At 72.0% G+C, this 22236-nt stretch carries 21 protein-coding genes and 1 other RNA gene; 11 read left to right on the top strand and 11 right to left on the bottom strand.

Features of this window, described 5'->3' with window-relative positions; translation table 11 throughout:
- Positions 1-52 precede the first annotated feature (52 nt).
- Complete coding sequence (locus FLL47_RS11650; protein WP_144120488.1) at positions 53-925, top strand: 3-methyladenine DNA glycosylase; 873 nt, start codon at positions 53-55, stop codon at positions 923-925.
- Positions 926-1217: 292 nt separating this feature from the next.
- Here FLL47_RS11650 and FLL47_RS11645 read toward each other — a convergent pair whose 3' ends face one another.
- Together FLL47_RS11645 and glnA are read right to left on the bottom strand one after the other, a co-directional pair.
- Positions 1218-1643, bottom strand: a complete 426-nt coding sequence (locus tag FLL47_RS11645) for a DUF350 domain-containing protein (protein WP_144120487.1) — start codon at positions 1641-1643, stop codon at positions 1218-1220.
- Between the two features lie 84 nt (positions 1644-1727).
- Positions 1728-3080: a type I glutamate--ammonia ligase gene (gene glnA, locus FLL47_RS11640; protein ID WP_144120486.1), complete on the bottom strand. Its 1353-nt coding sequence runs from the start codon at positions 3078-3080 to the stop codon at positions 1728-1730.
- Between the two features lie 174 nt (positions 3081-3254).
- Between glnA and FLL47_RS11635 the strand changes: the two genes are divergently transcribed.
- From FLL47_RS11635 to panB, 4 genes are all read left to right on the top strand, one after another.
- Entirely contained in the window at positions 3255-4073 is an 819-nt protein-coding gene (locus tag FLL47_RS11635) for a hypothetical protein (protein ID WP_144120485.1), read from the top strand.
- Between the two features lie 203 nt (positions 4074-4276).
- On the top strand, positions 4277-5323 hold the full coding sequence (locus FLL47_RS11630) for a hypothetical protein (RefSeq protein WP_144120484.1): 1047 nt from the start codon (positions 4277-4279) through the stop codon (positions 5321-5323).
- A 221-nt stretch (positions 5324-5544) separates the two neighbouring features.
- Positions 5545-7296: an NAD+ synthase gene (locus tag FLL47_RS11625; protein ID WP_144120483.1), complete on the top strand. Its 1752-nt coding sequence runs from the start codon at positions 5545-5547 to the stop codon at positions 7294-7296.
- Between the two features lie 114 nt (positions 7297-7410).
- Positions 7411-8250: a 3-methyl-2-oxobutanoate hydroxymethyltransferase gene (gene panB / locus FLL47_RS11620; RefSeq protein ID WP_144120482.1), complete on the top strand. Its 840-nt coding sequence runs from the start codon at positions 7411-7413 to the stop codon at positions 8248-8250.
- Positions 8251-8342: 92 nt separating this feature from the next.
- Here the strand turns inward: panB and npdG are convergent, their stop codons facing one another.
- Positions 8343-9029: an NADPH-dependent F420 reductase gene (gene npdG / locus FLL47_RS11615; RefSeq protein WP_144120481.1), complete on the bottom strand. Its 687-nt coding sequence runs from the start codon at positions 9027-9029 to the stop codon at positions 8343-8345.
- 179 nt (positions 9030-9208) lie between these two features.
- On the opposite strand from npdG, the gene rnpB reads away from it, so the two are divergent.
- Positions 9209-9625, top strand: an RNA gene (gene rnpB / locus FLL47_RS11610) — RNase P RNA component class A.
- A gap of 20 nt (positions 9626-9645) precedes the next feature.
- Here rnpB and FLL47_RS11605 read toward each other — a convergent pair.
- On the bottom strand, positions 9646-10002 hold the full coding sequence (locus FLL47_RS11605; protein WP_144120480.1) for a hypothetical protein: 357 nt from the start codon (positions 10000-10002) through the stop codon (positions 9646-9648).
- A 55-nt stretch (positions 10003-10057) separates the two neighbouring features.
- A complete protein-coding gene (locus FLL47_RS11600; RefSeq protein WP_144120479.1) occupies positions 10058-10849 on the bottom strand; it encodes a hypothetical protein in 792 nt (263 codons plus the stop codon).
- 82 nt (positions 10850-10931) lie between these two features.
- Here FLL47_RS11600 and FLL47_RS11595 point away from each other — a divergent pair, with 82 nt between their 5' ends.
- The 4 genes from FLL47_RS11595 (at position 10932) to FLL47_RS11575 (ending at position 15048) form a co-directional block, all read left to right on the top strand.
- Positions 10932-11456, top strand: a complete 525-nt coding sequence (locus FLL47_RS11595) for a hypothetical protein (protein ID WP_144120478.1) — start codon at positions 10932-10934, stop codon at positions 11454-11456.
- Between the two features lie 3 nt (positions 11457-11459).
- Positions 11460-11969, top strand: coding sequence for a DUF1877 family protein (locus tag FLL47_RS11590; protein ID WP_144120477.1), 510 nt, complete (start codon positions 11460-11462; stop codon positions 11967-11969).
- Between the two features lie 386 nt (positions 11970-12355).
- Positions 12356-13513, top strand: a complete 1158-nt coding sequence (locus FLL47_RS42840) for a hypothetical protein (protein ID WP_186315669.1) — start codon at positions 12356-12358, stop codon at positions 13511-13513.
- A gap of 131 nt (positions 13514-13644) precedes the next feature.
- Complete coding sequence (locus FLL47_RS11575; protein WP_144120476.1) at positions 13645-15048, top strand: RNB domain-containing ribonuclease; 1404 nt, start codon at positions 13645-13647, stop codon at positions 15046-15048.
- A 78-nt stretch (positions 15049-15126) separates the two neighbouring features.
- Here FLL47_RS11575 and FLL47_RS11570 read toward each other — a convergent pair whose 3' ends face one another.
- The 5 genes from FLL47_RS11570 to FLL47_RS11550 are packed head-to-tail and all read right to left on the bottom strand — an operon-like array spanning position 15127 to position 19907.
- Positions 15127-16404, bottom strand: coding sequence for a bifunctional RNase H/acid phosphatase (locus tag FLL47_RS11570; protein WP_144120475.1), 1278 nt, complete (start codon positions 16402-16404; stop codon positions 15127-15129).
- Positions 16401-17141, bottom strand: a complete 741-nt coding sequence (locus FLL47_RS11565; protein WP_144120474.1) for a zinc ribbon domain-containing protein — start codon at positions 17139-17141, stop codon at positions 16401-16403. Before FLL47_RS11565 ends, FLL47_RS11570 begins: the two co-directional genes overlap by 4 nt.
- 46 nt (positions 17142-17187) lie before the next feature.
- Complete coding sequence (locus FLL47_RS11560) at positions 17188-18006, bottom strand: Nif3-like dinuclear metal center hexameric protein (protein WP_144120473.1); 819 nt, start codon at positions 18004-18006, stop codon at positions 17188-17190.
- A 49-nt stretch (positions 18007-18055) separates the two neighbouring features.
- Positions 18056-18625, bottom strand: coding sequence for a flavoprotein (locus tag FLL47_RS11555; RefSeq protein ID WP_144120472.1), 570 nt, complete (start codon positions 18623-18625; stop codon positions 18056-18058).
- A gap of 55 nt (positions 18626-18680) precedes the next feature.
- Positions 18681-19907: a helix-turn-helix domain-containing protein gene (locus FLL47_RS11550; RefSeq protein ID WP_144120471.1), complete on the bottom strand. Its 1227-nt coding sequence runs from the start codon at positions 19905-19907 to the stop codon at positions 18681-18683.
- A 228-nt stretch (positions 19908-20135) separates the two neighbouring features.
- Here FLL47_RS11550 and FLL47_RS11545 point away from each other — a divergent pair, with 228 nt between their 5' ends.
- The gene (locus tag FLL47_RS11545; RefSeq protein WP_144120470.1) at positions 20136-20858 is read left to right on the top strand and encodes a bifunctional DNA primase/polymerase; all 723 of its coding nucleotides are present in this window, start codon (positions 20136-20138) and stop codon (positions 20856-20858) included.
- Between the two features lie 351 nt (positions 20859-21209).
- Here the strand turns inward: FLL47_RS11545 and FLL47_RS11540 are convergent, their stop codons facing one another.
- Positions 21210-22160 carry a type IV toxin-antitoxin system AbiEi family antitoxin domain-containing protein gene (locus FLL47_RS11540; protein ID WP_144120469.1) on the bottom strand — a complete coding sequence of 317 codons (951 nt, stop codon included), beginning with the start codon at positions 22158-22160 and terminating at the stop codon, positions 21210-21212.
- Positions 22161-22236 lie beyond the last annotated feature (76 nt).

Here is a 22236-nt window from a genome sequence, read left to right as displayed (position 1 = left end):
CAGCCAGCTAGCTGGTGTCGCCACCTACCCGCGCCGCCGGTACCCTGGCCTGGTGAAAACCGCCGCCATCGAGGTGCTGGACCCCGACGTCTGGCGTGCCCGCCGACAGGCGCATGAGGAGCTGGTGGACGGCTGGCTGGCGCACCACCTGGCGCGCCGCCGTGACGGGGTCAAGCACCCCGTGCACGACTTCCTGTTCACGTACTACTCGCTGCGGCCCGCGCAGCTGCGCCGCTGGCACCCCGGCCACGGTGTGGTGCTGCGCGACGGCGAGCCCGACCGCGACTACCTCGGCGTCGACGGCGGGACCGTCCTCGACCCGGCGCTGCTGGCCAGGCGGGCCGATTCGGTGCGCTGGATCCGCGACCTGCTCGCCGCGACCGCGACCCGCCCGGCCCAGCTGGGCTGCTTCGGCATGCACGAGTGGGCCATGGTCTACCGCCAGACCCAGCAGGAGGTCCGGCACAACTCCTGGCCGCTGCGCCTGTCGCCCGCCGCGACCGCCGAGGTCGTCGAAGACCGCGGCGTACGGTGCACCCACTTCGACGCGTTCCGCTTCTTCACCGCCCCCGCGCGCCCCCTCAACGCGCACCAGCCCACCCGGGACCTGCAACCCGCCCTGGAGCAGCCAGGCTGCTTACACGCGAACATGGACCTCTACAAATGGTCCTACAAGCTGTCCCCGCTGGTCCCCAGCGAATTGGTCGCCGCCTGCTTCGCCCTCTCCCGCGAGATCCGCGAACTGGACATGCGCGCCAGCCCTTACGACCTCGCCGACCTGGGTTTTCCCCCGGTCCGCATCGAGACGCCCGAGGGCCGCGCCGAGTACGCCCAGCAGCAACGCTCCTTCGCCGACCGCGCCGCTCCCCTGCGCGCCCACCTAGTCGCCGAGTGCGACCGGCTGCTGACCGCCGCGCACCGGTGAGCCCGGCCGCCGCCTGCGGCCTAAGCTCAGCACCGTGATCAGCGATAGCCCCCACCTCTGGATGGACGTCTTCGCCACTGGCACCGGCCCCGACTTCGACCGCCCCACCCACTGACCCGAGTCCCCCAGCCGACGATCTTGCTTGGGCTGTGGCGACGACACACTCAGAACGGGCAAAGGGGCAACAGTCCGCGCAAGATCGTCGCGATCTTGGGTCGGACGGGCGGGGGTATACGACTGCGCGGCGTCACTCGGGGTGACGCCGCGCTGTGGCGTGACGGGGGCGTGCCGGTCAGGCGATGCAGGCGCAGACGATCAGGGCCGCGCCGAAGTGGGTGGCCGCGGTGACCTTCGCGGCGGGGTGCGGCTCGATCTCGGCGATCATGTCGCCCAGGCGACCCGGGGTCAGCCAGTCCAGCGCCAGGAAGGCCAGGGCCATCAGGCCGATGCCGAGCAGACCGAAGATCACCGTCGAGGCCAGGCCCTTGCCGAAGTCCTCGTAGCTGGTGAAGATCGCGGTGAACACGATGAGCGCGATGCCCAGCTGGTTCGCCGCCAGCAGCAGCGCAGCGTTGCTGCTGCGCTGGTGCCAGATCAGCTCACGCAGGCGGCCCGGCGTCAGCAGGTCCACCACGACGAATCCGACCGCCATCAGACAGATGCCGGCCACCCCGAACACCACGCTCTGCCACGCACCCGTGACCAGGTCCTGCACCATGTACGCCTCCACTGCATCCGATGTCGCTCGGGAGGCTAGCGGACGCCCGCAACACGGGCGTCCGCACGGGGCTGAGCAGGTTACCTACAGCGCACCCAGGTACTTGATCCGCTCGAACGGAGTCACCTCGCGCCGGTACTCCTCCCACTCCGCGCGCTTGTTGCGCAGGAAGAAGTCGAACACGTGCTCGCCGAGCACGTCGGCGACCAGCTCCGAGCCCGCCATGACGTCGATCGCCTCGGACAGGTTCTCCGGCAGCGCCGAGTAGCCCATCGCGCGGCGCTCGGCGTTCGACAGGGCCCACACGTCGTCCTCGGCGCCCGGGGGCAGCTCGTAGCCCTCCTCGATGCCCTTCATGCCGGCGCCGAGCAGCACCGCGAAGGCCAGGTAGGGGTTGCAGGCCGAGTCCATCGAGCGCACCTCGACCCGGGCCGAGTTCGGCTTGCCGTATGCGGGCACCCGCACCAGGGCCGAGCGGTTCAGGTGGCCCCAGCAGACGTACGCCGGAGCCTCGGAGATCCGGTCCGGGATCATCTGCGGGAACAGCCGCTTGTACGAGTTCACCCACTGGTTGGTCACCGCGGTGAACTCCCGCGCGTGGGTGAGCACGCCGGCGATGAACGCCTTGGCGGTCTTCGACAGCTTGTGCGGGTCGGCCGGGTCGTGGAAGGCGTTGCGCTCGCCCTCGAACAGCGACAGGTGCGTGTGCATGCCGCTGCCGGGCTGGTCGGTGAACGGCTTGGGCATGAAAGTGGCCCGCACCCCGTGCGACAGCGCCACCTCCCGCATCACGTGCCGGAAGGTCATGATGTTGTCGGCGGTGGTCAGCGCGTCCGCGTACCGCAGGTCGATCTCCTGCTGGCCGGGGGCGACCTCGTGGTGGCTGAACTCCACGGAGATGCCGATGCGCTCCAGCGCCAGCACCGCCTGGCGGCGGAAGTCGCGTGCGATGGCGTGCGTGGTGTGGTCGAAGTAGCCGCCGGCGTCGACCGGGGTCGGCACGCCGCCGTCCGCGGGCGCGTCGGCGAGCAGGAAGAACTCGACCTCGGGGTGGGTGTAGAAGGTGAAGCCCTTGTCGGCCGCCTTCGACAGCGCCCGGCGCAGCACGTGGCGCGGGTCGGCCCAGCTCGGGGTGCCGTCGGGCATGAGGATGTCGCAGAACATCCGGGCGCTCTCGCCGGAGCCGCCGCCCTCGAACGGGAACACCTGGAACGTGGTCGGGTCCGGCATGGCGATCATGTCGGACTCGTACACCCGGGCGAAGCCCTCGATGGCCGATCCGTCGAAGCCGATGCCCTCCTCGAAGGCCGACTCCAGTTCCGCCGGAGCCACGCTGACCGACTTCAGGGTGCCGAGCACGTCGGTGAACCAGAGGCGCACGAAACGGATGTCGCGCTCCTCAAGCGTACGCAGCACGAACTCCTGCTGACGATCCACGGCATGCCTCTCTAAGACGAGATCTCCGGGCCAGTCTGGCGCGGCCTCATTACGGGCACGTTACGCCATCCTCCAGCTGTACGCCGGAGCACGGTGATGCCGCAACTTCGACGCCCTTCACCCCGTTGGACCGGTCAGTGAAACGGAGCTCCCCTCGATGCGCAAGGAGCGCCCATGAACCGCCTGGACACCCTTTTCCCGGTGCGCCACCGCACCATCGCGGGCGGCATCGCCCTCGGTGGGCTGCTGATCGGCGCGCTCACCCTGGCCGGGGTGCTGGGCGCGACGCACCGCCAGCAGCAGGCCCAGGCGACCGAGGCCCGCAAGACCCTGCCGATCACCGCGACCCAGCCCGAGCTGCAGGCCGCACTGCTGGCCGACGTCGACCTGCCGGCCAGCTACGCCCCGCAGCTGCCCAGCCCGTCGCCCCGCGTGCGCACGCCCCGGCCGGAGCGCTGCGCGGCCCTGCTCGGCGCGCCCGACGAGCTGATCCGCACGGCCGCGGCGACCGTGGCCAGCCACCCGAAGGCCCGCCTGCAGCCCAGCGCGCAGGCGGTCTCCGGGCACCGCGGGCCGACGCTGATCACGCAGGTGCTCAGCACCTTCAGCGGGGACGGCGCGCTCGGCACGCTGAACGAGCTGCGCCGGATGGGCCAGCGCTGCCGGGACTTCAACGCGGTGCTCGACGACGGCACCGCGGTGCGGGTGCGTGTCTCGGACGTACCGCGCGACCGGCTGCCGGCGGACCTGCTGAAGCTGGAGGGCGACGCGTACGCGCTGCGCTTCACGCTCACCGGCAAGGACCGGACCATGACCGGCTACCTGGCGCTGGGCCGGGTCGGCGGGGTGCTGTCGATGCTGCGCGAGATGGACTCCGGCGACCGCCAGGGCGCCGTCGCCGATCTGGGCCGGTTCACCGGGCTGCTGGAGCAGGCCGCCAAGAAGCTGCTGCCGATCACCCTCGGCGGCCCGCGGCCGAGCCCGCGCGGCTGAGCGACATCGAGCACCGTTGAGCCGTCCGCTTAGGATGGCGGGGACCGCGGCCTGATCCGGCCGCCACCCCACCCCGAGGTGTACGCATGCCCCCGCTCGACCATGTTCCCGCTCCCGCGGCAGCCGGCCGGTCCGTGCCCGCGCAGGCGGCCGTGGTCCCCGGCCGCGCGCCGCTCGCCTCGCAGAACGCCTGAGGGAACGCGGTGCGCCGCCTCGCCTGGCTCGCCCTGGCCGTCCTGATCGGCCTCGGCACGGCCGCCGTCACCGGCGTCCGGATCGCCGACGCCACCGACTCCACGCTCTACCTGCTGGCCACCGCCGCCCTGCTGGCCATCGGCCTGTACGGCAGCACCTACGGCATCGACACCGCGGCCGCGCGCCAGGACCGGCGGCTCATCGTCACCGCGGTCACCGTCGGCGTGGTCGTCAAGGCCGCCGTCATCGGCGCAACTCTGGCGCTGGCCTGGCAGGACCCGCTGTTCCTGCTGCTGGGCATCGTGGTGGCCCAGATCGACCCGCTGTCGGTGGCCGCGCTGCTGGGCGACGACCGGCTCTCCCCGCGGGCGCGCACCGTGCTGGCCGCGTGGTCCTCGTTCGACGACCCGATCACGGTGGTGCTCACCATCTACGCCGCCGCCGTCGCCACCGATCTGCTCGGCCTGGGCACCCGTGGCGAGCAGGGCGTGCACGTCGCCGACGGGCTGCTGGCGTACGCCCTCGATCTGGGCCTGAATCTTGCGTTCGCGGGCGTGGTGTGGCTGCTGTGGCGCTACGGCGTCCGGAATCGGCCGCGCTGGGCGACCGCGCTGCTCGCGCTCGCCGCGGCCGTGGCGGTGTGGCAGTTCCTGATGCTCGGCCTCGCTCTGGTCGGCCTGTTCCTGCGTCCCGCCTGGCTGGCACGGCTGCTGCCCCGGATCACGCAGGGCGCGCTCTACGCGGCGACGGTGCTGCTGGGGCTGCTGCTCATCGGTGGGATCGCGCTGCCGCAGGGGGTGACCCTGGGCCTGGCCGCATTCGCCGCGCAGATCCTGGTCGGCTGGCTGCTCACCAGGAACATGCCCCCCGCCGACCGCCTGCACCTGGCCTTCGCCCAGCAGAACGGCATCACCGCGATCATCCTCGCGCTGCGCCTGGAGGCCCAGTTCGCCGGTGTCGTCGCCGTCGTCGCCCCCGCGATCCTCATCACCAACCTCACCCACTACGCCGCCAACCACCTCCTCGACCGCCGCACCCGGCCCCCCGCCCCCTGATCCGGATCCGCCACGGGCCCGCCCGGCCATCGCGCCGGAGGTGCTTGATCGTTCGACTTGCCTGGCACACGGGCGAAAGAGGCCGCAAGATACGCACAGGTGCCTGGCAAGTCGGATGACCTTGGGGTGCGGCCCGCGGGCGATCGGCTCGGCGGGACTGTGGTGGGGCACACGCCTGGTGGGAAACACGCGGTGGGTGGGGTGTGCGAGAAGATGAGGGCATGACCGCCACGCTGCGTCTCGCTCTCGCCCAGGTCAACCCGACGGTCGGCGATCTCGCCGGCAACGCCGCCATCGTGCGCGAGTGGTCCGGCCGGGCCGCCGAGGCCGGCGCGCACATCGTCGCCTTCCCGGAGATGATGCTGACCGGCTATCCGGTCGAGGACCTGGTCTTCCGGCAGTCCTTCGTCGAGGCCTCCCAGCAGGCGCTGGTGCGGCTGGCCGCCGACCTGGCCGCCGACGGGCTGGGCGAGCTGGCCGTGATCGTCGGCTACCTCGACGCGGACGGCCCGGCGCGGCTCGGCGCGGACTCCACCTCGCCGGTCGGCCCCCGCGACTCGCTGGCACTGCTGCACCGCGGCGTGGTCGCCGCCCACTACCACAAGCACCACCTGCCCAACTACGGCGTCTTCGACGAGGACCGCTACTTCGTGCCCGGTGACACGCTGACCGTGGTGCGGGCGCAGTGGGCCGACGGCAGCCAGGCCGACGTCGCGCTGACCATCTGCGAGGACATCTGGCAGGCGGGCGGCCCGTTCGCGGTGGCGGCGTCGGCGAGGGTCGGGCTCGTGATCAACATCAACGGCTCGCCGTACGAGCTGAACAAGGACGACCTGCGACTGCCGCTGGTGCAGCGCCGGGCCGCCGAGGCCGGGGCGGCCGTGGCGTACGTCAACATGATCGGCGGCCAGGACGAGCTGACCTTCGACGGCGACTCGATGATCGTGGCGGCGGACGGCACCCTGCTGGCCCGCGGCCCCCAGTTCCACCAGGCGCTGCTCGTGCACGACCTGCACCTGCCCGAGGCCGACCCGGACGCGCCCGCCGGGCACCTGGGCAGCATGCGCGTCGCGCGGGTCCCGCTGACCACCTCCTGGGCGGCGCCCGAGGGCCCCGCCGCCGACGCCGGTGTCGCCGACCGCCTCGGCGACGAGGCCGAGGTGTGGAACGCCCTGGTGATGGGCCTGCGCGACTACGTACGCAAGAACGGCGCGAAGTCGGTCCTGCTCGGCCTGTCCGGCGGCATCGACTCCTCGGTCGTCGCCGCGATCGCGGTGGACGCGCTCGGGGCCGAGCACGTCGTCGGCGTCTCGATGCCCAGCGGCCACTCGTCGCAGCACTCCCGTGACGACGCCGCCGAGATGGCCCGCCTCACCGGCCTGGACTACCGGGTCGAGCCGATCCAGCACATGGTGGACGCGTTCCTGTCCAACCTGAACCTGTCCGGCCTGGCGGTGGAGAACCTGCAGGCCCGGGTGCGCGCGGTGATCCTGATGGCGCTGTCCAACCAGGAGGGGCACCTGGTGCTCACCACCGGCAACAAGAGCGAGCTGGCCGTGGGCTACTCCACGCTGTACGGCGACTCGGTGGGTGCGTTCAACCCGCTCAAGGACGTGCCGAAGACGCTCGTGTGGAAGCTCGCACACTGGCGCAACACGGTCGGCGAGGTGATCCCGGAGAACTCCATCACCAAGCCGCCGAGCGCCGAGCTGCGCCCCGGACAGCTGGACACCGACTCGCTGCCGCCGTACGAGCAGCTCGACGCGATCCTGGCCGGTTACGTGGACGGCGACCAGGGCCGCGACGAGCTGGTCGCGGACGGGCACGACCCGGCGCTGGTGGACCGGATCCTGCGCCTGGTCGACGGGGCGGAGTACAAGCGCCGCCAGTCCGCGCCCGGCACCAAGATCTCGTTCAAGGCGTTCGGCCGCGACCGCCGCCTGCCCATCACGAACCGCTGGCGCGAGAGCTGAACCTGTCGCAGTGAATTAGTGCACTGAACCCTGACATCGGGTGTTCAACAGGTGGAAACATTCTCCTGAGACCCGGGGACCGCGGACGCGGCCTCGAGGCGAGAGGAGACAGCGATGTCCGACAGTGTGCCCTCCCTCTACGGCGGGCCGGCCGGCACCCGGGTGCGCACCCGCCACCTGCAGTTGGCCAAGGAGCGCGGCGAGAAGTGGGCCATGCTCACCTCGTACGACCAGTACACCGCGCAGATCTTCGACGAGGCCGGCATCGCGGTGCTGCTCGTCGGCGACTCGGCCGCGAACAACGTGTTCGGCTACGAGTCCACCCTGCCGGTGACCGTCGAGGAGATGCTCCCCCTGGTACGCGCCGTGGTCGGCGCCACCAAGCGGGCCCTGATCGTCGGTGACCTGCCGTTCGGCACGTACGAGGAGTCCCCCGAGGTCGCGCTGCGCACCGCGGTGCGCTTCATGAAGGAAGCCCGCTGCCACGCCGTCAAGCTGGAGGGCTTCCGCCCCGCCCAGATCGAGATGATCACCGGCGCGGGCATCCCCGTCATGGCCCACCTGGGCTTCACCCCCCAGTCCGAGCACCAGCTCGGCGGCTACCGGGTGCAGGGCCGCGGCGACGACGCCGCGGCGACGCTGCTGCGCCAGGCCCGCGAGGTGGTCGAAGCGGGCGCGTTCGCCGTCGTCCTGGAGATGGTTCCCGGCGACGTCGCGAAGCAGGTGACCGCCGAGATCGGCGTACCCACCGTGGGCATCGGCGCGGGCCCCGACACCGACGCCCAGGTCCTCGTCTGGCAGGACATGGCCGGCCTGCGCCCCGCCTCCGCCGGCCCGACCCCGCGCTTCGTCAAGAAGTACGCCGACCTGCACGCCGTCCTCTCCCGCGCGGCCGCCGAATTCGCCGCCGACGTCCACGACGGCGCCTTCCCCACCGCCGACCACACCTTCTGAAGCAAGGCCACCCGTCCTGAAGGAAGGGCACCTTCACATCGCCATGCGTTGTAGAAGGTGCCCTTCCTAACGCGCGACCGCGCGCGAGCTGCTCAGACGTCGGTGATGCGGATGCCCGAGTGGGCCTTGTAGCGCTTGTTCATGGCGATCAGGTTCGCGGTCAGGGCTTCGACCTGGCCGGCGTTGCGCAGGCGGCCCGCGTGGATACCGCGCATGCCGGGGATGCGGCCCGCCAGCGCCTGCACCACGGCGACCGCGTCCCGGTCGTCGCCGAGCACCAGGATGTCCAGATCCATGCGGGCCACCGCCGGGTCGGCCAGCAGCTCCGCGCTGACGTGGTGGAACGCCGCGGTCACCCGCGCCTGCGGCAGGATGGCCGCCGCCTGCTGCGCGGCGCTGCCCTCCTCGACCTTCAGCGCGTACGGCCCCTGCTTGTCGAAGCCCAGCGGGTTCACACAGTCCACCACGATCTTGCCGACCAGCTCGTCGACCAGCCCGGCCAGCGTCTCGGCGTGCCCCGCGTACGGCACCGCCACGATCAGCACGTCCGAGCGCCCCGCCACATCCGCGTTGTCGCCGCCGGCCACGTTCCCGCCGGACAGCTCCGCCAGCTCGGCCGCCGACGCCGCCGCCCGGTCCGCGCTGCGGGAGCCGATCAGCACGCGCTGCCCGGCCAGGGCCAGCCGGTACGCCAGGCCGCGGCCCTGATCGCCGGTGCCGCCGAGGATGCCGACGGTCAGCGCGCTGACGTCGGGGAGGGAAGCCAGGTCCAATGCCATACCCGATCTTCGCATTGAACGAGCGTTCATCGCGCTATGACATGGCTCGCACGAACAGCACACCCGCCAGGGTCACCCCGAACGCCACGACGACCGCGCGGTGCACCGAGATCCATCGCCCCCGAGGCCGGCCCGAGCGCGTGCGCGAGGAAGGGACGTATCATGGTCAACGCGACGGACGAGTCGGCCGGGCGGTCGCGTCATCACGGGCTCCGGCCCGGCGGTGCCGAGGAACGTCCGGACTCCACAGGGCAGGGTGGTTGTTAACGGCAACCCGGGGCGACCCGCGGGACAGTGCCACAGAGAACAGACCGCCCGCCGCCCCTCGGGGCAGCGGGTAAGGGTGAAACGGTGAGGTAAGAGCTCACCAGCACCCCGGGTGACCGGGGTGGCTAGGTAAACCCCACCCGGAGCAAGACCAAGAAAGGCCGCTCGATCCGCTTCGGCGGGCGGGTGGCCGCGCGGACGTTCGAGGGTGGCCCGCCCGATGTCCGCGGGTAGGTTGCTCGAGCCTGCCGGCGACGGCAGGCCTAGATGGATGGCCGCCGCCGCGCGCGAGCGCGGCACAGAATCCGGCGTACAGGCCGACTCGTCCGTCCCTGTACCGGCCGCCGCCCTAGAAGTCGGGCGGAGGCTCGCCAAGGACCTGGTCCCAGATGTCCGCGAAGCGTTCCGGGTGGGCACCGTGCACGATGCCCACGGCCGTCAGCGTCACCACCAGCACCAGCCCGAACACGATGGTCCCCGGCCACCGGCGGTGCACCGCCGAGACGGTGAGCCCGGCGGCCAGCGCGCCGACCCATACGGCCATGCCGACGGCCAGCGCGAGCATGTCCCGCCGCCACCACTCCGGCCAGTCCCCCCACGTGCCGAAGATCGCGCCGCTGCGCTCCAGGCCGAGGGCGAGCAGGGGCGCGCCGACGCCCAGGGCGAGCAGCCACGCCGACACCTGCACGGCACGCACATACCTCATGGGCGGCAAGGCTATGGCTTCTGGCGTTAACCCCGCATGAGCCTCGGGTCCCAGCTCAGCGACCTGCCGTAGGTGCCGGGCCGGGCCGGCTTCCGCGCTCGTCCACCGCTGCGGGAGCGACTGCCGGCCGGGGGGACGGACGCGCCGGTGCCGCGGCACGGGTCGGCGGCTGTTGCAGGTGCAGAGCGGCGGCGTACACGAAGAGCACCACGCCGAGCATCTCGCACAGCTCCTCGGCCGACGCCGCCAGCACGTAGCGCATGGAGGCCCAGCCGGGGGTGAAGCCGATGTTCTCCCGGCCGGAGTACGCGCCCAGCACCTCGATCCCCGCCGCCCCGCCGAGGAACAGTGCCGCCGCGCCGAGCATGAGCCACCGCACGCGCGACGGCAGGGCGAGCAGCAGGCGCAGATACGACAGCCCGAGCACGAGCACGATCGGCGCCACGAGCACCAGCCAGGACAGGTACGACGCCCCGCCTGCCGCCAGCACGTCGGCCTGCGCCCCGAGTTCGTGGAACTGCGAGAACTCGTCCAGCGACAGGCCGGTGAAGACGACCGCCAGCACCCGCCAGTGCCGGTGGAAGCGCCCACCCGACGCCCGGTCCGCGCCGCCGAGCTGCCACAGCAGCAGCGCCGCGAGGAACAGCAGCCCGCTGGAGAACCAGGTGGGCAGGTTCTGCTCCTTGTCCACGTAGAAGAACTTGACGATCCGCCCCCAGTACGGGATGAGGTCGTACGCGCCGAAGCCGTGGTAGACGATCGTGAACCCGAGGCTCAGCAGGTGGATCGCCGCCACGGACCACAGCAGCACGCGCAGCAGCCTCGATGCGGGCAGGTCGAGTCTCATGCCTGACCAACGAGACGCGGCCGGTCCACAGCACGGTGTACGCAGGTTCCTCCTCCGGCCGGTTCTGTGCCATAGTCACCCCGTGTCCGATACCCCCGCACGGATGCTCGCGCTCGCCGGTGTCCTGATCGCCCTGCTGAGCCTGGCCGTGGCGCTGGCCGGCTACCGGCGCACCCGGCTGTCCCCGAGCGCGCGGCTCTACCACATCAACAACTTCGGGCCCGGTGACGCCAAGGAGTTCCTGATCGCCACGACGGTGACGAACGGGACACTCGGCGCGGTACAGGTGGTGACCTGCGAGTTCGAGGTGAAGGGTCTGCGCGGGCGGCACATGGTGGGCGGGCAGAGCCGCAAGGGGCCGGAGTTCCCGTACAAGGTGGAGGGTCACCACTCGGCGACCTGGACCGTCCCGGTCGCCGACGTGGCCGAGCTGCTCAAGGTGTACGGCAAGCAGACCGCGAAGATCCGGGCGGTGCTGGCGCTGGGCAGCGGGCGGGACGTGAAGGGCGGCTGGTTCCGCTTCGACCTGGACAAGTGGGCGGCGGGCGGCGACAAGGCCAAACCCGCCGGTGCGCGGGCGCAGAGCCCGGCGAAGTCGAAGGCCTGAGCCGTGACCGGCGTCGACATGTACTGGCAGCGGGTGCCCGCGACGGACCTGGCGGGTTCGCCGCGCAGGCTGTGGGACGGGTCGCCGGTGTTCGACGACGCGGCCTACGAGCGGGCGCTGGCCGACGGCACCCTGCGTGCGGTGCCCGAGCACTACCTGCTGCTGGAGGTGCTCTTCGCGGGCAGCCAGGGGCCGGGCCACCCGGTGGCCGGCCTGGTCGTGTCCGGCGGATCCTGGCATCCGGTCGACCTGTCCGGGGCGTCCGACGACGAGATCGGCGTGCTCACCACCGATGAGGTCCGCTCGGTCTCGGAGTTCCTGCGCGACGCCGAGCCGTCGTCGTGGATCGCCCAGCGCGAGGGCGAACTGGCCGCGGTGCTGCGCGGCTACTCCACCCGCACCTGGGACGACCTGCTCGCGCGACGGCTGGCCAAGCACGCCGACGGCCTCGTCGCGTTCTACCACCGTGCGGCCGCCGACGGCGACGCCGTCGTGAAGGTCCTGCTCGGCTGACGTCATGCCCGCCACCGCGTGACGTCGTCGAGCCGCCGACGCGATGGCCGGCATCGGTGCGGCGTGGGGACTTCCGGTGCCGAGGACCGAGCCGCAACGGGCGATCCTGGCGCGGTTGGCCGGGATGACGGGTCCCCGCTGGACCTGCGCCCCGCGTGCCGCAAAGAGCGGCGGGGCAAGGGATGCCGCGATACGTGCACTGTGGAGCGGTCACATCGGCAGTCATAGCAATTTGACTTTTTTACGGATTTCGCCAGCACATGGGCCTTTTGCGGCGCACAGTGATGTCTGGAGCAGCAGTGCGCGGAGAAAGCGCCGTGGCCACCGCTGTTTCGCGGTTCCGCCGGAGACATTCCGGCAGGACGTTCCCGTGAGGAGGACAAGCGATGGCCGTAGCCAAGGCCGCAGCGAAGAAGGCCCCAGCGAAGAAGGCCGCTGCCAAGAAGGCGGTAGCCAAGAAGGCGCCGAGCCGGCCGGCCGCGGCGAAGAAGGCCGCGCCTGCCAGGAAGACCTCGCCTGCCAAGAAGACCACGACAGCGCGGAAGACGACCACGGCGAAGAAGACCACCGCCAAGAAGACGTCCCCGGCCAAGAAGGCCACCACCAAGAAGACCACCGCAGCCAAGAAGACCACCGCGGCGAAGAGGACAACGGCCGCCAAGACGACCACCGCCCGCAAGAGCACGGCGGCGGCGCGCAGCACCGGCGTCAAGAAGGTGACCGCCGCGGTCAAGAAGACGGCCGCGAAGAAGGCCGTGACAGCGAAGAAGACCACCGCCGCCAAGAAGACGACGCCGCTGAAGAAGGCCGCTCCGGCGCGGAAGACGACCACGGCGAAGAAGACCACCGCCAAGAAGACGTCCCCGGCCAAGAAGGCCACCACCAAGAAGACCACCGCAGCCAAGAAGACCACGGCCGCGAAGAAGACAACGGCGGCCAAGAAGACCACCGCCGCCAGGAAGACCACGGCGAAGAAGGCGACCGCCAAGAAGACCACGGCGGCCGCCCGCAGCACCGGCGTCCGGAAGATCACCGCCGCGGTCAAGAAGACGGCCGCCGCGAAGAAGACCACCGCCGCCCGCAAGACGACTGCCAAGAAGGCGTCGCCTGCCAGAAAGACCACCACGGCCAAGAAGACGACGGCCGCGAAGAAGACCGCACCCGCTCGGAAGGCGACGGCCCGGAAGACCACCACGGTCCGCAAGACCACGACCGCGAAGAAGACCGCGCCCGCCCGCAAGAGCGCCACCGCGGCCCGCAAGGCCACCACCGCCAGGAAGACCACCACGGTGGCGAAGAAGACGGCCGCTGCCCGCAAGACGACCGGGGCGAAGAAGATCACTGCGGCGGTACGCAGGACCGCCACCGGACGCACCACGGCGAAGAAGGCCATGGCCGCCAAGAAGGTGACGCCGTTGAAGAAGGCGACCACCGCCCGCAAGAGCGCGCCGGCCCGCAAGGCGATGGCGAAGACCGCCCCGGCCCGCAAGGCGACCATGCGCAAGACGGCGATGAAGAAGATGGCCAGGAAGGCCATGCGTTAGCGGGGCAGCGTGGCCCTGATCGGTGTCATCCACGGCGTGACCTGCGGATGGCACCGAGTCGCCGTCGCCCATGGCCGAAGCCGCCCGTACGGGCGGGGCCGCGGCCCGCCGGCACCTGGTAAGAATGACCAATGGCATACCGCCGCCTGCACGCCGAGGCCATCGACTTCACCGCACTGCGTCGCGAGCTGCAACTGCCCGACGGCTTCCCGCCTGCCGCGCAGGCGCAGGCCGAGGCGGCGGCCGCCGAGGTGAAGCTGCCCGACGCCGACCGCACCGAACTGCCCTTCGTCACCATCGACCCGCCCGGCTCGCGCGACCTCGACCAGGCCGTGTGCCTGTTCCGCCGGGACGGCGGCTACCGGGTGCACTACGCCATCGCCGACGTCGCGACGTACGTGGTGCCGGACAGCCCGCTGGAGGCCGAGACCTGGCGTCGCGGGCAGACCGTCTACCTGCCCGACGGCAAGGTGCCGCTGCACCCGCCGGTGCTCAGCGAAGGCGCGGTCAGCCTGCTGCCCGGGGTGGACCGGGCCGCGGTGGTGTGGACGATCGACGTTTCCGCCGACGGCGACACCGTCGGCGTGCACATGCAGCGGGCGCGGGTGCGCAGCCGGGCCAAGCTCGCCTACGAGGGCGTGCAGGCCGATGTGGACAAAGGTGTGCTCGCCGAGCCGATCGCGCTGCTGCCGGAACTGGGCCGGCTGCTGACCGCGCGAGGGCTGGAACGCGGTGCGATCAACCTGCCCATGCCCGAGCAGGAGATCGAGCCGCACGGCGACGGCTGGCAGCTGCGCCTGCGCGCCCCGCTGCCCGCCGAGGAGTGGAACGCCCAGATCTCGCTGCTGACCGGCCGCGCGGCCGCCGACATCATGCTGGCGGGGCGGATCGGCCTGCTGCGCACCATGCCCGCCCCCGACCCGGAGGCGGTGGCCCGGCTGCGCATCGCGGCGAAGGGCCTGGGTGTGGACTGGCCCGACGGCAAGACCGTGGGCCAGGTGCTCGCCGGGCTGGACCCGGCCCGGCCCAGGCATGCCGCGTTCGTCGACGAGGCCGCGGAGCTGCTCCGCGGCGCCGGGTACACGCCGTTCGCCGGGCAGGTGCCCGCCGATCCGGAGCACAGCGCCGTCGCGGCGGCGTACGCCCACGTCACGGCCCCGCTGCGGCGCCTGGCCGACCGGTATGTCACCGAGGTGTGCCTGGCACTGCACGACGGCCGTGAGGTGCCCGCCTGGGCCGCCGCGGCACTGCCCGAGCTGCCCGCCGTCATGTCGGGCACCGACCGGATCTCGTCGGCCGCCGAACGCGGCGCGATCGACCTGGTCGAGTCGACCATCCTGGCGGACCGCGTCGGCGAGACCTTCCCCGCCACCGTGCTGGACACCAACCACGGCAAGCCCGGCGGCACGGTGGCCCTCACCGAGCCCGCGGTCCGCGCCCGCTGCGACGGCCAGCTCACCGCAGGGGACCAGATCACCGTCCGCCTCACCCAGGCCGACCCCGCCAAACGCGTGGTCCGCTTCACCCTCGCCTAGCGCGAAGCAAGGGCACCTGTACATCGCTATGCGTTGTAGAAGGTGCCCTTGTTAACGCCTGTCGTGACGCCGCGCAGGTCAGGGGGTGGGCGGCAGCAGGTGGGCGGTGTCGTTGACGGAGCGGACCGAGACGCCGCCGTCGGGCCACACGTCGACGATCGAAACGCCGGCCGGGTCCAGCAGCAGCCGGTACAGGAACGCGTCGCCGGCCGCGAGCGCGTCCCGCAGGATCAGCTTGATCGGCGACACGTGCGACACGATGACGACGGTCTGCCCCTCGTACGCCTTCTGCAGCTTGCCCATCGCCCCGCGCACCCGCTTGGCGACCTGCTGGAACGACTCGCCCTTCGGCGGCGCGACCGAGGTCGAGGCCAGCCAGGCGTCCAGCTCGGCCGGGTACTGCTCGCGCACGTCGCCGAAGGTCAGGCCCTCCCATACGCCGAAGTCGCACTCGATGAGGTCGGCCTCCACGCTCACCGGGACACCGCCGGCGGCCGACGCGATCGCCGCCGCGGTGGCCCGGCACCGGCTCAGCGGCGAGCTGACCACCCGGTCGGGGCGCAACCCCGCGACGCGCCGCCCGGCGGCGGCCGCCTGCCCCTCCCCCACGGCTGACAGCGGGACGTCGCCGCGGCCGGAGTAGCGCTTCTGCGCGGTCAGCTCGGTCTCGCCGTGCCGCACCAGCACCAGCCGGGTCGCCGGGGAGGTACGCGGTGCCCAGTCCTCGCGCGGCCGCCCTGTCGCGGCGGCCTCCGTCTTGCGGCCGGCCGCCGCCCGGGTGCCGGACCCGCCGCCCGGGCCGGCGTCCGTGCCACGCCCGGCGGCTGCGGCCGAGCCCGCCGTGGTCGGCACGTCCGTGTCGGAGAGCCCCGGATAGGTGTCGGAATCCCACGCGGTCACGATCCCCAGGACCGTCTCGCCCTCCGGGGCCAGGGATGCGCCGCGCGCGGCCGCGTCCATGGCCGCGTTGGCCAGGGCGTCGGCGGCGCGGTTGCGCTCGCGCGGGATCCACGTGTACGTGACCTGGTCGAACTTGCGCACCAGCGCGGCCACCTCGGCCGCCAGCGGGCGCAGCCCAGGGTGCTTGATCTGCCAGCGGCCGGACATCTGCTCGACCACCAGCTTGGAGTCCATCCGGGCCTCGACCTGTGACGCGCCAAGCTCCGCGGCGGCCTCGAGCCCGGCGATGAGACCCCGGTACTCGGCGACGTTGTTCGTGGTCACGCCGAGCGCGGCGGCCCGTTCGGCGAGCACCTCACCGCTGGCCGGGTCGCGCACCACCGCGCCGTACCCGGCCGGGCCGGGGTTGCCGCGCGCGCCGCCGTCGGCCTCGATGACGACCTTCCCGATGGTCACAGGCCGGACTCCGCGGTGCGGACCATGATGCGCCGGCACTCCTCGCAGCGCACGACCTCGTCCGGCGGGGCCGCTTTGACCCGGTTGCGGTCCGCGCCGAAGAGCTCCAGGCGGCAGCCGCCGCAGCGGCCGTGCTGCACCAGGGCCGCGCCGAGCCCGCCCGACGTCTCACGGATCTTGTCGTACAGCTGCACCAGCTCGCCGGGCAGATCGGCGGCCAGCGGACGGCGGGCGTTCTGCTTCCACTCCGCCTCCTTAGTGATCTCGGAGATCGCGGCGTCGCGGCGGTTCTCCGCGGCGATGCGCTTCTCCCGGGCGACGGAGATCTTCTCGTCGACGGAGTCCAGGGCGGCCTGCGCCGTCTCGCGCTTCTCCATCAGCTCCAGCTCGGCGTCCTCCAGCTCCGACTGCCGCCGCTTGAGCGAGCCGATCTCGTGCTCCAGCGCGGTCAGCTCACGCGCGGGCAGCCGGCCGTCGACGAGCCGCTGCTGGTCCTTGGCGCTGCGCTGGCGTACGGTGTCGATCTCGCGTTCCAGCCGGGCGATGTCGCGGTCCAGGTCGTCGACGTCGACCTCGACACGGGCCCGCTCGTCCTCCAGCCGGCCGATCGCCTTGCCGAGCACGTCCAGCTCGGCGATCTCCGGCAGGCTCTTGCGCCGGTGCGCCAGCTGCTGCAGCGTGGTGTCGATCGCCTGCAGGTCGAGCAACCGCTGTTGATCCTTCGGGTCGGCCTTCACGTCGGCACTCCTTCTCTCGCGGTTGTCCAGTTGTCAAAGGCCACGTTCAGGCGACCGGGTCAAGTGTCGCGCACGCGTGGAAACCGAACGGATCGGTCGTGGTCTCGGAGACGATGGTCTCAAGTCCGGTCGCCGTACGCAGCCAGGCGGCCAGGGGCGTCAGCCAGGGCCGCTCGGTGGCGTAGTGGCCCGCGTCGACCAGCGCCGGACCGGCCGAGGCCAGCAGGTCCGCGACACGGTGGTGTTTGAGGTCCCCGGTCAGGTAGACGTCGACACCCGCGGCGACCGCGTCGGGGATGAACTCGTCACCCGAGCCGCCGCAGACCGCGACGAGCGAAACCGGCCGGGCCGGGTCGCCCGCGACGCGTACGCCCCAGCTGGCGACCGGCAGCGCGGTGGCCGCGAGGTGCGCGAACTCGCCCAGGGTGAGCGGTGCGGGCAGGCGGCCGACCCGCCCATGGCCGCGGCCCTCCTCGGTGGCCCGCAGCGGGCGCGTGTCCAGCAGGCCGAGCGCCTCGGCGAGTGCATCGCTGACGCCGGGCCTGGCGACATCGGCGTTGGTGTGCGCGACGTACAGCGCCACCCCGTTGCCGATCAGGTCGTGGATGATCCGGCCCTGGTAGGTGGTGGCCGCGACCGAGGAGACGCCGGTCAGCAGCAGCGGATGATGGGCGATGATCATGTCGGCGCCGGTGTCGAGGGCCTCGGCGACCGTGGCCGGCAGCACGTCCACCACCGCCAGCACCCGCGTCACCGGCTGCTCGGGACGTCCGGCCACCAGCCCGACGCGGTCCCACGGCTCCGCCCACCGCGGCGGGAACTCGCTGTCCAGCAACTCGGTGAAAGACGCGACAGTCCAGGTCACCCGGACAGACTACTGCGCAACAGGCGGCCCGCCGCGGGGCGCGGGCGGCTCACGCGCCGGGCGGGCAGAGCTTCTCCACCGCGTCCAGGGCCAGCGCCCACGGGAACTCGTGGCGGTACGCGTCGCCCTCGCCGGGGGCGGGCAGTTTCAGCACGTCGTCGCCGTACAGCACGGTGATGCCCCAGCCGCGCAGCCGCACGATGTTCTCCTGGAACGCCGGGTGCCGGGCCATCGCCGCGTTCGTGTACGGCAGCGCGACGATCGGCAGCCCCTTGCCCTGGCTTTCCACGATCAGCCCCAGGGCGAGGGTGTCCGCGATGCCCGCGCCCCACTTGTTCACGGTGTTCACCGTCGCCGGCGCCACGATCAGCGCGTCCGGCGACGGGAGCACGTCGGGATCGCCGGGATTCTTGTACGTGCTGCGCACCGGGTGGCCCGTCTGCGCCGCGAGCGTCGGCACGTCGACGAACTTGCGCCCGTCCGGCGTGACCACGACGCACACGTCGTAGCCCCGCTCCTGCGCGAGCCCGACCAGCAGGCCGACGTCACGCGTCACCGGTGAGCCGCAGGCGATGACATAAAGCACCGCCTTGCCGTCCGGCCGCACCGCGTCGTTCACGCCGCCCCCTCGGCACGCTCGCCGCCGACGGCGGGCGGGGGCATCGCCGAGCCGCTCAAACGCCCACCCCCATCTGTTCGGCCAGCTCCGCCAGCGCCGCGGTCGGTGTGCCGCGGGTGCGCCGCAGCACGTCGCTGAGCACCTCGTGCGCGATCGGCCGGCAGCGGATCTCGGCGGGCGCCAGCAGATCGCCCTCCAGCAGCATCTCGCCCGCCCGCTCGACGTCGCCCACCTGGGCGAAGCCGCGTGCCATGTCGAGGTAGTGGTGGGCCCGGCGCTCCGGCAGCAGCGCGTTGAACGTGGTCGGGTCCAGCCCGTCGTGGATGGAGATGGCCAGGCCGCCCTCACCCAGTTCGACCGCGGCCGCGGCCCGGTGCACCAGCACGTTGGTCGGGCCGAAGCTGGTCCAGTAGTGGTTCTTGTCGCCGCCCAGCCCCGCCGCCGCCTCCTGGGCCGCGGACAGCAGGTCGCGCATGGTCGCGCTGTCGCCGATGCAGGAGGCGGCCATGGCGCCCTGCAGCAGCAGGAAGCCGTACACCGACAGCTGGTCGTCGGTGGTCTCCCCCGGCGTCGGGCAGAGCCGGTTGGCGATGTTGACGTTGACCTCGAGCGCCGCCCGGTGCCGGCCGAGGGCGCGCAGGGCGTTCGCCACCCGGGTGGTGGCCACCCCGGCGAGCAGCTGGTCGCCCGCCCGCTGCGACACGGCGATGGAGCGGTCCGCGGCCAGCCAGCTCAGGTCCAGCTCACCGAGCTTGCGCAGCACCGAGGAGGCGAGCTGGTAGACCTGGCCGAGCAGGTGCGCGGCCTCACGGGAGTCGTTGGAGTGGGCGTACGCCGTGTCGGCGGCCTGGGCGTCGCGCAGCAGCTTGGGCAGCGCGCGGGCCAGCACGCCGTAGCGGCCGTGCTCCCAGGTCTGCCAGGCGTGCAGGGCGGCCTTGCGCATCTCCGCGATCGGCGGCGGCTCGGGCGCCGCGTAGAAGAACGCGCTGATCTGGTCGTACCGCTCCAGCGCGGAGCGGATCTCGGCGACCTCGATCTGGTCGATGCAGTTCATGCTGTCGGGGCGGCGCTCCGGGTCCTTGCCCAACAGCAGCTGGACGTCGAGCTGGAGCACGTCGGCGATCTCGTACACGACCGAGAACTTGTCGAGCCGGCGCACGCCGCGCTCCACCTTGTCCACCCAGCTCTTCGACTTGCCCAGGCGGTCGGCGAAGACCTGCTGCGACATCTTCCGGCGGTTGCGCCAGTACGACACCCGGCGCCCTATCGGCAGCTCGTCCATCCTCCAGCCCTCCCCTCATCGGGTCGGTCTGACCGAGTCGCACAGTCTGTGCGCCCACATCCGGTCCGACACTCGTATCTTCAGATGCAAGTTGCAGTTGGACAATGCATTCAGGCGTTTGCTCTGGACTGTTGTCGATGTAACGACGACTCGACGCGTCGGTGACGGCTTTTGCGGATGTCGATCTCTAGTATCGACTCCCTTAACCCGGAAGAGGGGGTCGGACTCATGCGGTGGCCACAGGCGCCGTTCGGCAGAGGCCTGTTGCGGCGGCGGCTGCGCCTGGCGGCGCAGCGTTTCGCGGACCACGGCTGGGCGGTGACGCCGGGCGGATACTTCAACGGGCGACGCATGGCCTGCGACCGCGTGAACTGCTTCGCCACCAGCAGCCATCCGCTGTACGACGACTGGCAGAACCGGTCGAGCACCAGGTCCGAGCAGCTCGACGAGTGGTGGAGCGAGCGCCCGCATGCGCTGCTGCTGCCCACCGGCCACGCGTTCGACGTGCTGGAGGTGCCCGCCCTGCTCGGCTCACGCGCCGTGTGCGGGCCGCCCACCGGGCCCGGCCGTGCGACGTCAGCGGGCGCGGTACGCGGACCCGTCGCAGTCACGGCCGCGGGCAGCTGGATGTTCCTGATGCGCTCGGGCGGCACGCTCGCCCCGGAACTGGACCACCGCGTCGACGTCGTGCGCCACTCGCTCGGCTCATGGATCCCGGTCCCGCCCACGGTGCTGCCCGACGGCCCGATCCGCTGGCAGGTGTCGCCGCAGCGCATCGGCTGGCAGTTGCCCGACCCGGACGAGTTCCAGCAGGCCCTGGTCCAGGCGCTGGTGGCGCTCGACGCCGCGTTCCTCGACCTGCCCGTCACCGCCCGCCGACGGCTGGCCCCACCGGCCCTGCCCCGGCCGGCCGCCCTCAAGCCCACCCCGACCCTGCGCCGAGCCGTCTGAGCAGCAGTCCCGCCACCCCTCGAACCCGCCCGGTGACATGCATCGGGCAGCGACCGCCCGGCAGTGCGGTCGTTAGGTGAGGTATCGAGGAGGTCCGACATGGCACCTGACAACGTAGAACGGCACATGGCGCACGTCGAGCCCCAATTTGGGGTCATACGATCGTCGGCAGCTCGCTGGGCAGGCACCCGACCCGCCGGCACCCGCCCGCACGGTTCCCGCCCTTCGGGATCACGCCCCACCAGCACCCACCGCCCCACCCGCTAGCCCGAAGGAAGGGCACCTTCTTATCGCTATGCGTAGAGGAAGGGCATCGTCGGCTCGCGCCAGCGAGACGAGCAGCAGCTCTTCTTAACCCCGCACCACGCGCACGCTGGTGCGGAAGCCTCTTCTCAGGGTCGCGGCCTCCGCCACGATCCGGCGTACCTCGTTCGGCTGACCTTCCACGAACGAGGGCGTGAAGTGCAGCACCTGCACGCCGTGCCGCCCGAGCACGTTGTGCCGCTCCAGCGAGCGGGCCCAGTCCTCGGGGCTCAGATGGAACTCCCGCGAATCCACCTCGATCGCCAGCGCCGCGCCCGGCAGGTAGCCGTCGGGCGTGGGCAGCGGCGTGCCGTCGGCCAGCGCCAGCCGCGGGTTCCACAGCACGGTGCCCAACTGCGGCACCCCGGCCAGCAGCGCCCGCGCCTGCGCCTCGGGAGCCGAGCGTGCGCCGCCGGCGATCTCGGCCAGGACTCTGCGCGCCACCGCGGTGCGGCTGCGGGCAGCGCGCCGGATCTCGTCGTCGAGCCGCTTCGGGGGCACCCGGAAGCGCTGCACGGCCTCGGCCATGACGGCCCGCACGGTGCGGAGTTCACGCAGTTCCCGGCATGTGTCGACGACCGCCCGAGCCGGGCTGACCACTCGGTAGTGGTCGGTGTGGCGGGCGCGGCGGTCCAGGGTCAGCGCCCGCTTCACGACGGCGAAGCCGTTGGACCGGCAACGGGTCGCATGCGGGACCAGCAGGTGCACCTCCGGCGCGGGAGGTAGGGCGCGGAAGCCGTACCAGGACAGGGCGCAAGGGCCGGTGATCTGCGCGTCGGGGCCCGCGTACAGGGCGGCGGCGACCCGGCGCTGCTCGTCGGTGAGGGTGCCGCCGTGTACGCAGTAGACGCCGGCCAGCGCCCGCTGCCAACGGCCGGTCTGGATCCGGCGGTAGATCATCATGTCGGTGTGCCCGGCGGCCAGCACCTGCGCCCGGGTCACCAACTGCTGCTGACGGTGCGCCAGCTCGTCCAGGACGGCGGAGGAGTCGGAAGTCATGCAGGGCAGGGTCATCGCTGGCCCGGAGCCGGACAACCGGTCGACCCGCGCCGCCTGTGGACAGCCGTGTACTTGT

Source organism: Catellatospora sichuanensis, from assembly GCF_007483665.1.
GTDB lineage: Bacteria > Actinomycetota > Actinomycetes > Mycobacteriales > Micromonosporaceae > Catellatospora > Catellatospora sichuanensis.
Note: the sequence above shows the minus strand (reverse complement) of the source record. Positions and strands in the feature narration are given on the sequence as shown.

Coding starts and splice junctions, on each gene's coding strand:
- FLL47_RS11645 (WP_144120487.1), bottom strand. CDS start 1,643: ATGGTGCAGGACCTGGTCACGGGTGCGTGGCAGAGCGTGGTGTTCGGG.
- FLL47_RS11635 (WP_144120485.1), top strand. CDS start 3,255: ATGAACCGCCTGGACACCCTTTTCCCGGTGCGCCACCGCACCATCGCG.
- FLL47_RS11625 (WP_144120483.1), top strand. CDS start 5,545: ATGACCGCCACGCTGCGTCTCGCTCTCGCCCAGGTCAACCCGACGGTC.
- panB (WP_144120482.1), top strand. CDS start 7,411: ATGTCCGACAGTGTGCCCTCCCTCTACGGCGGGCCGGCCGGCACCCGG.
- npdG (WP_144120481.1), bottom strand. CDS start 9,029: ATGGCATTGGACCTGGCTTCCCTCCCCGACGTCAGCGCGCTGACCGTC.
- FLL47_RS11605 (WP_144120480.1), bottom strand. CDS start 10,002: ATGAGGTATGTGCGTGCCGTGCAGGTGTCGGCGTGGCTGCTCGCCCTG.
- FLL47_RS11600 (WP_144120479.1), bottom strand. CDS start 10,849: ATGAGACTCGACCTGCCCGCATCGAGGCTGCTGCGCGTGCTGCTGTGG.
- FLL47_RS42840 (WP_186315669.1), top strand. CDS start 12,356: ATGGCCGTAGCCAAGGCCGCAGCGAAGAAGGCCCCAGCGAAGAAGGCC.
- FLL47_RS11575 (WP_144120476.1), top strand. CDS start 13,645: ATGGCATACCGCCGCCTGCACGCCGAGGCCATCGACTTCACCGCACTG.
- FLL47_RS11550 (WP_144120471.1), bottom strand. CDS start 19,907: ATGGACGAGCTGCCGATAGGGCGCCGGGTGTCGTACTGGCGCAACCGC.
- FLL47_RS11545 (WP_144120470.1), top strand. CDS start 20,136: ATGCGGTGGCCACAGGCGCCGTTCGGCAGAGGCCTGTTGCGGCGGCGG.
- FLL47_RS11540 (WP_144120469.1), bottom strand. CDS start 22,160: ATGACTTCCGACTCCTCCGCCGTCCTGGACGAGCTGGCGCACCGTCAG.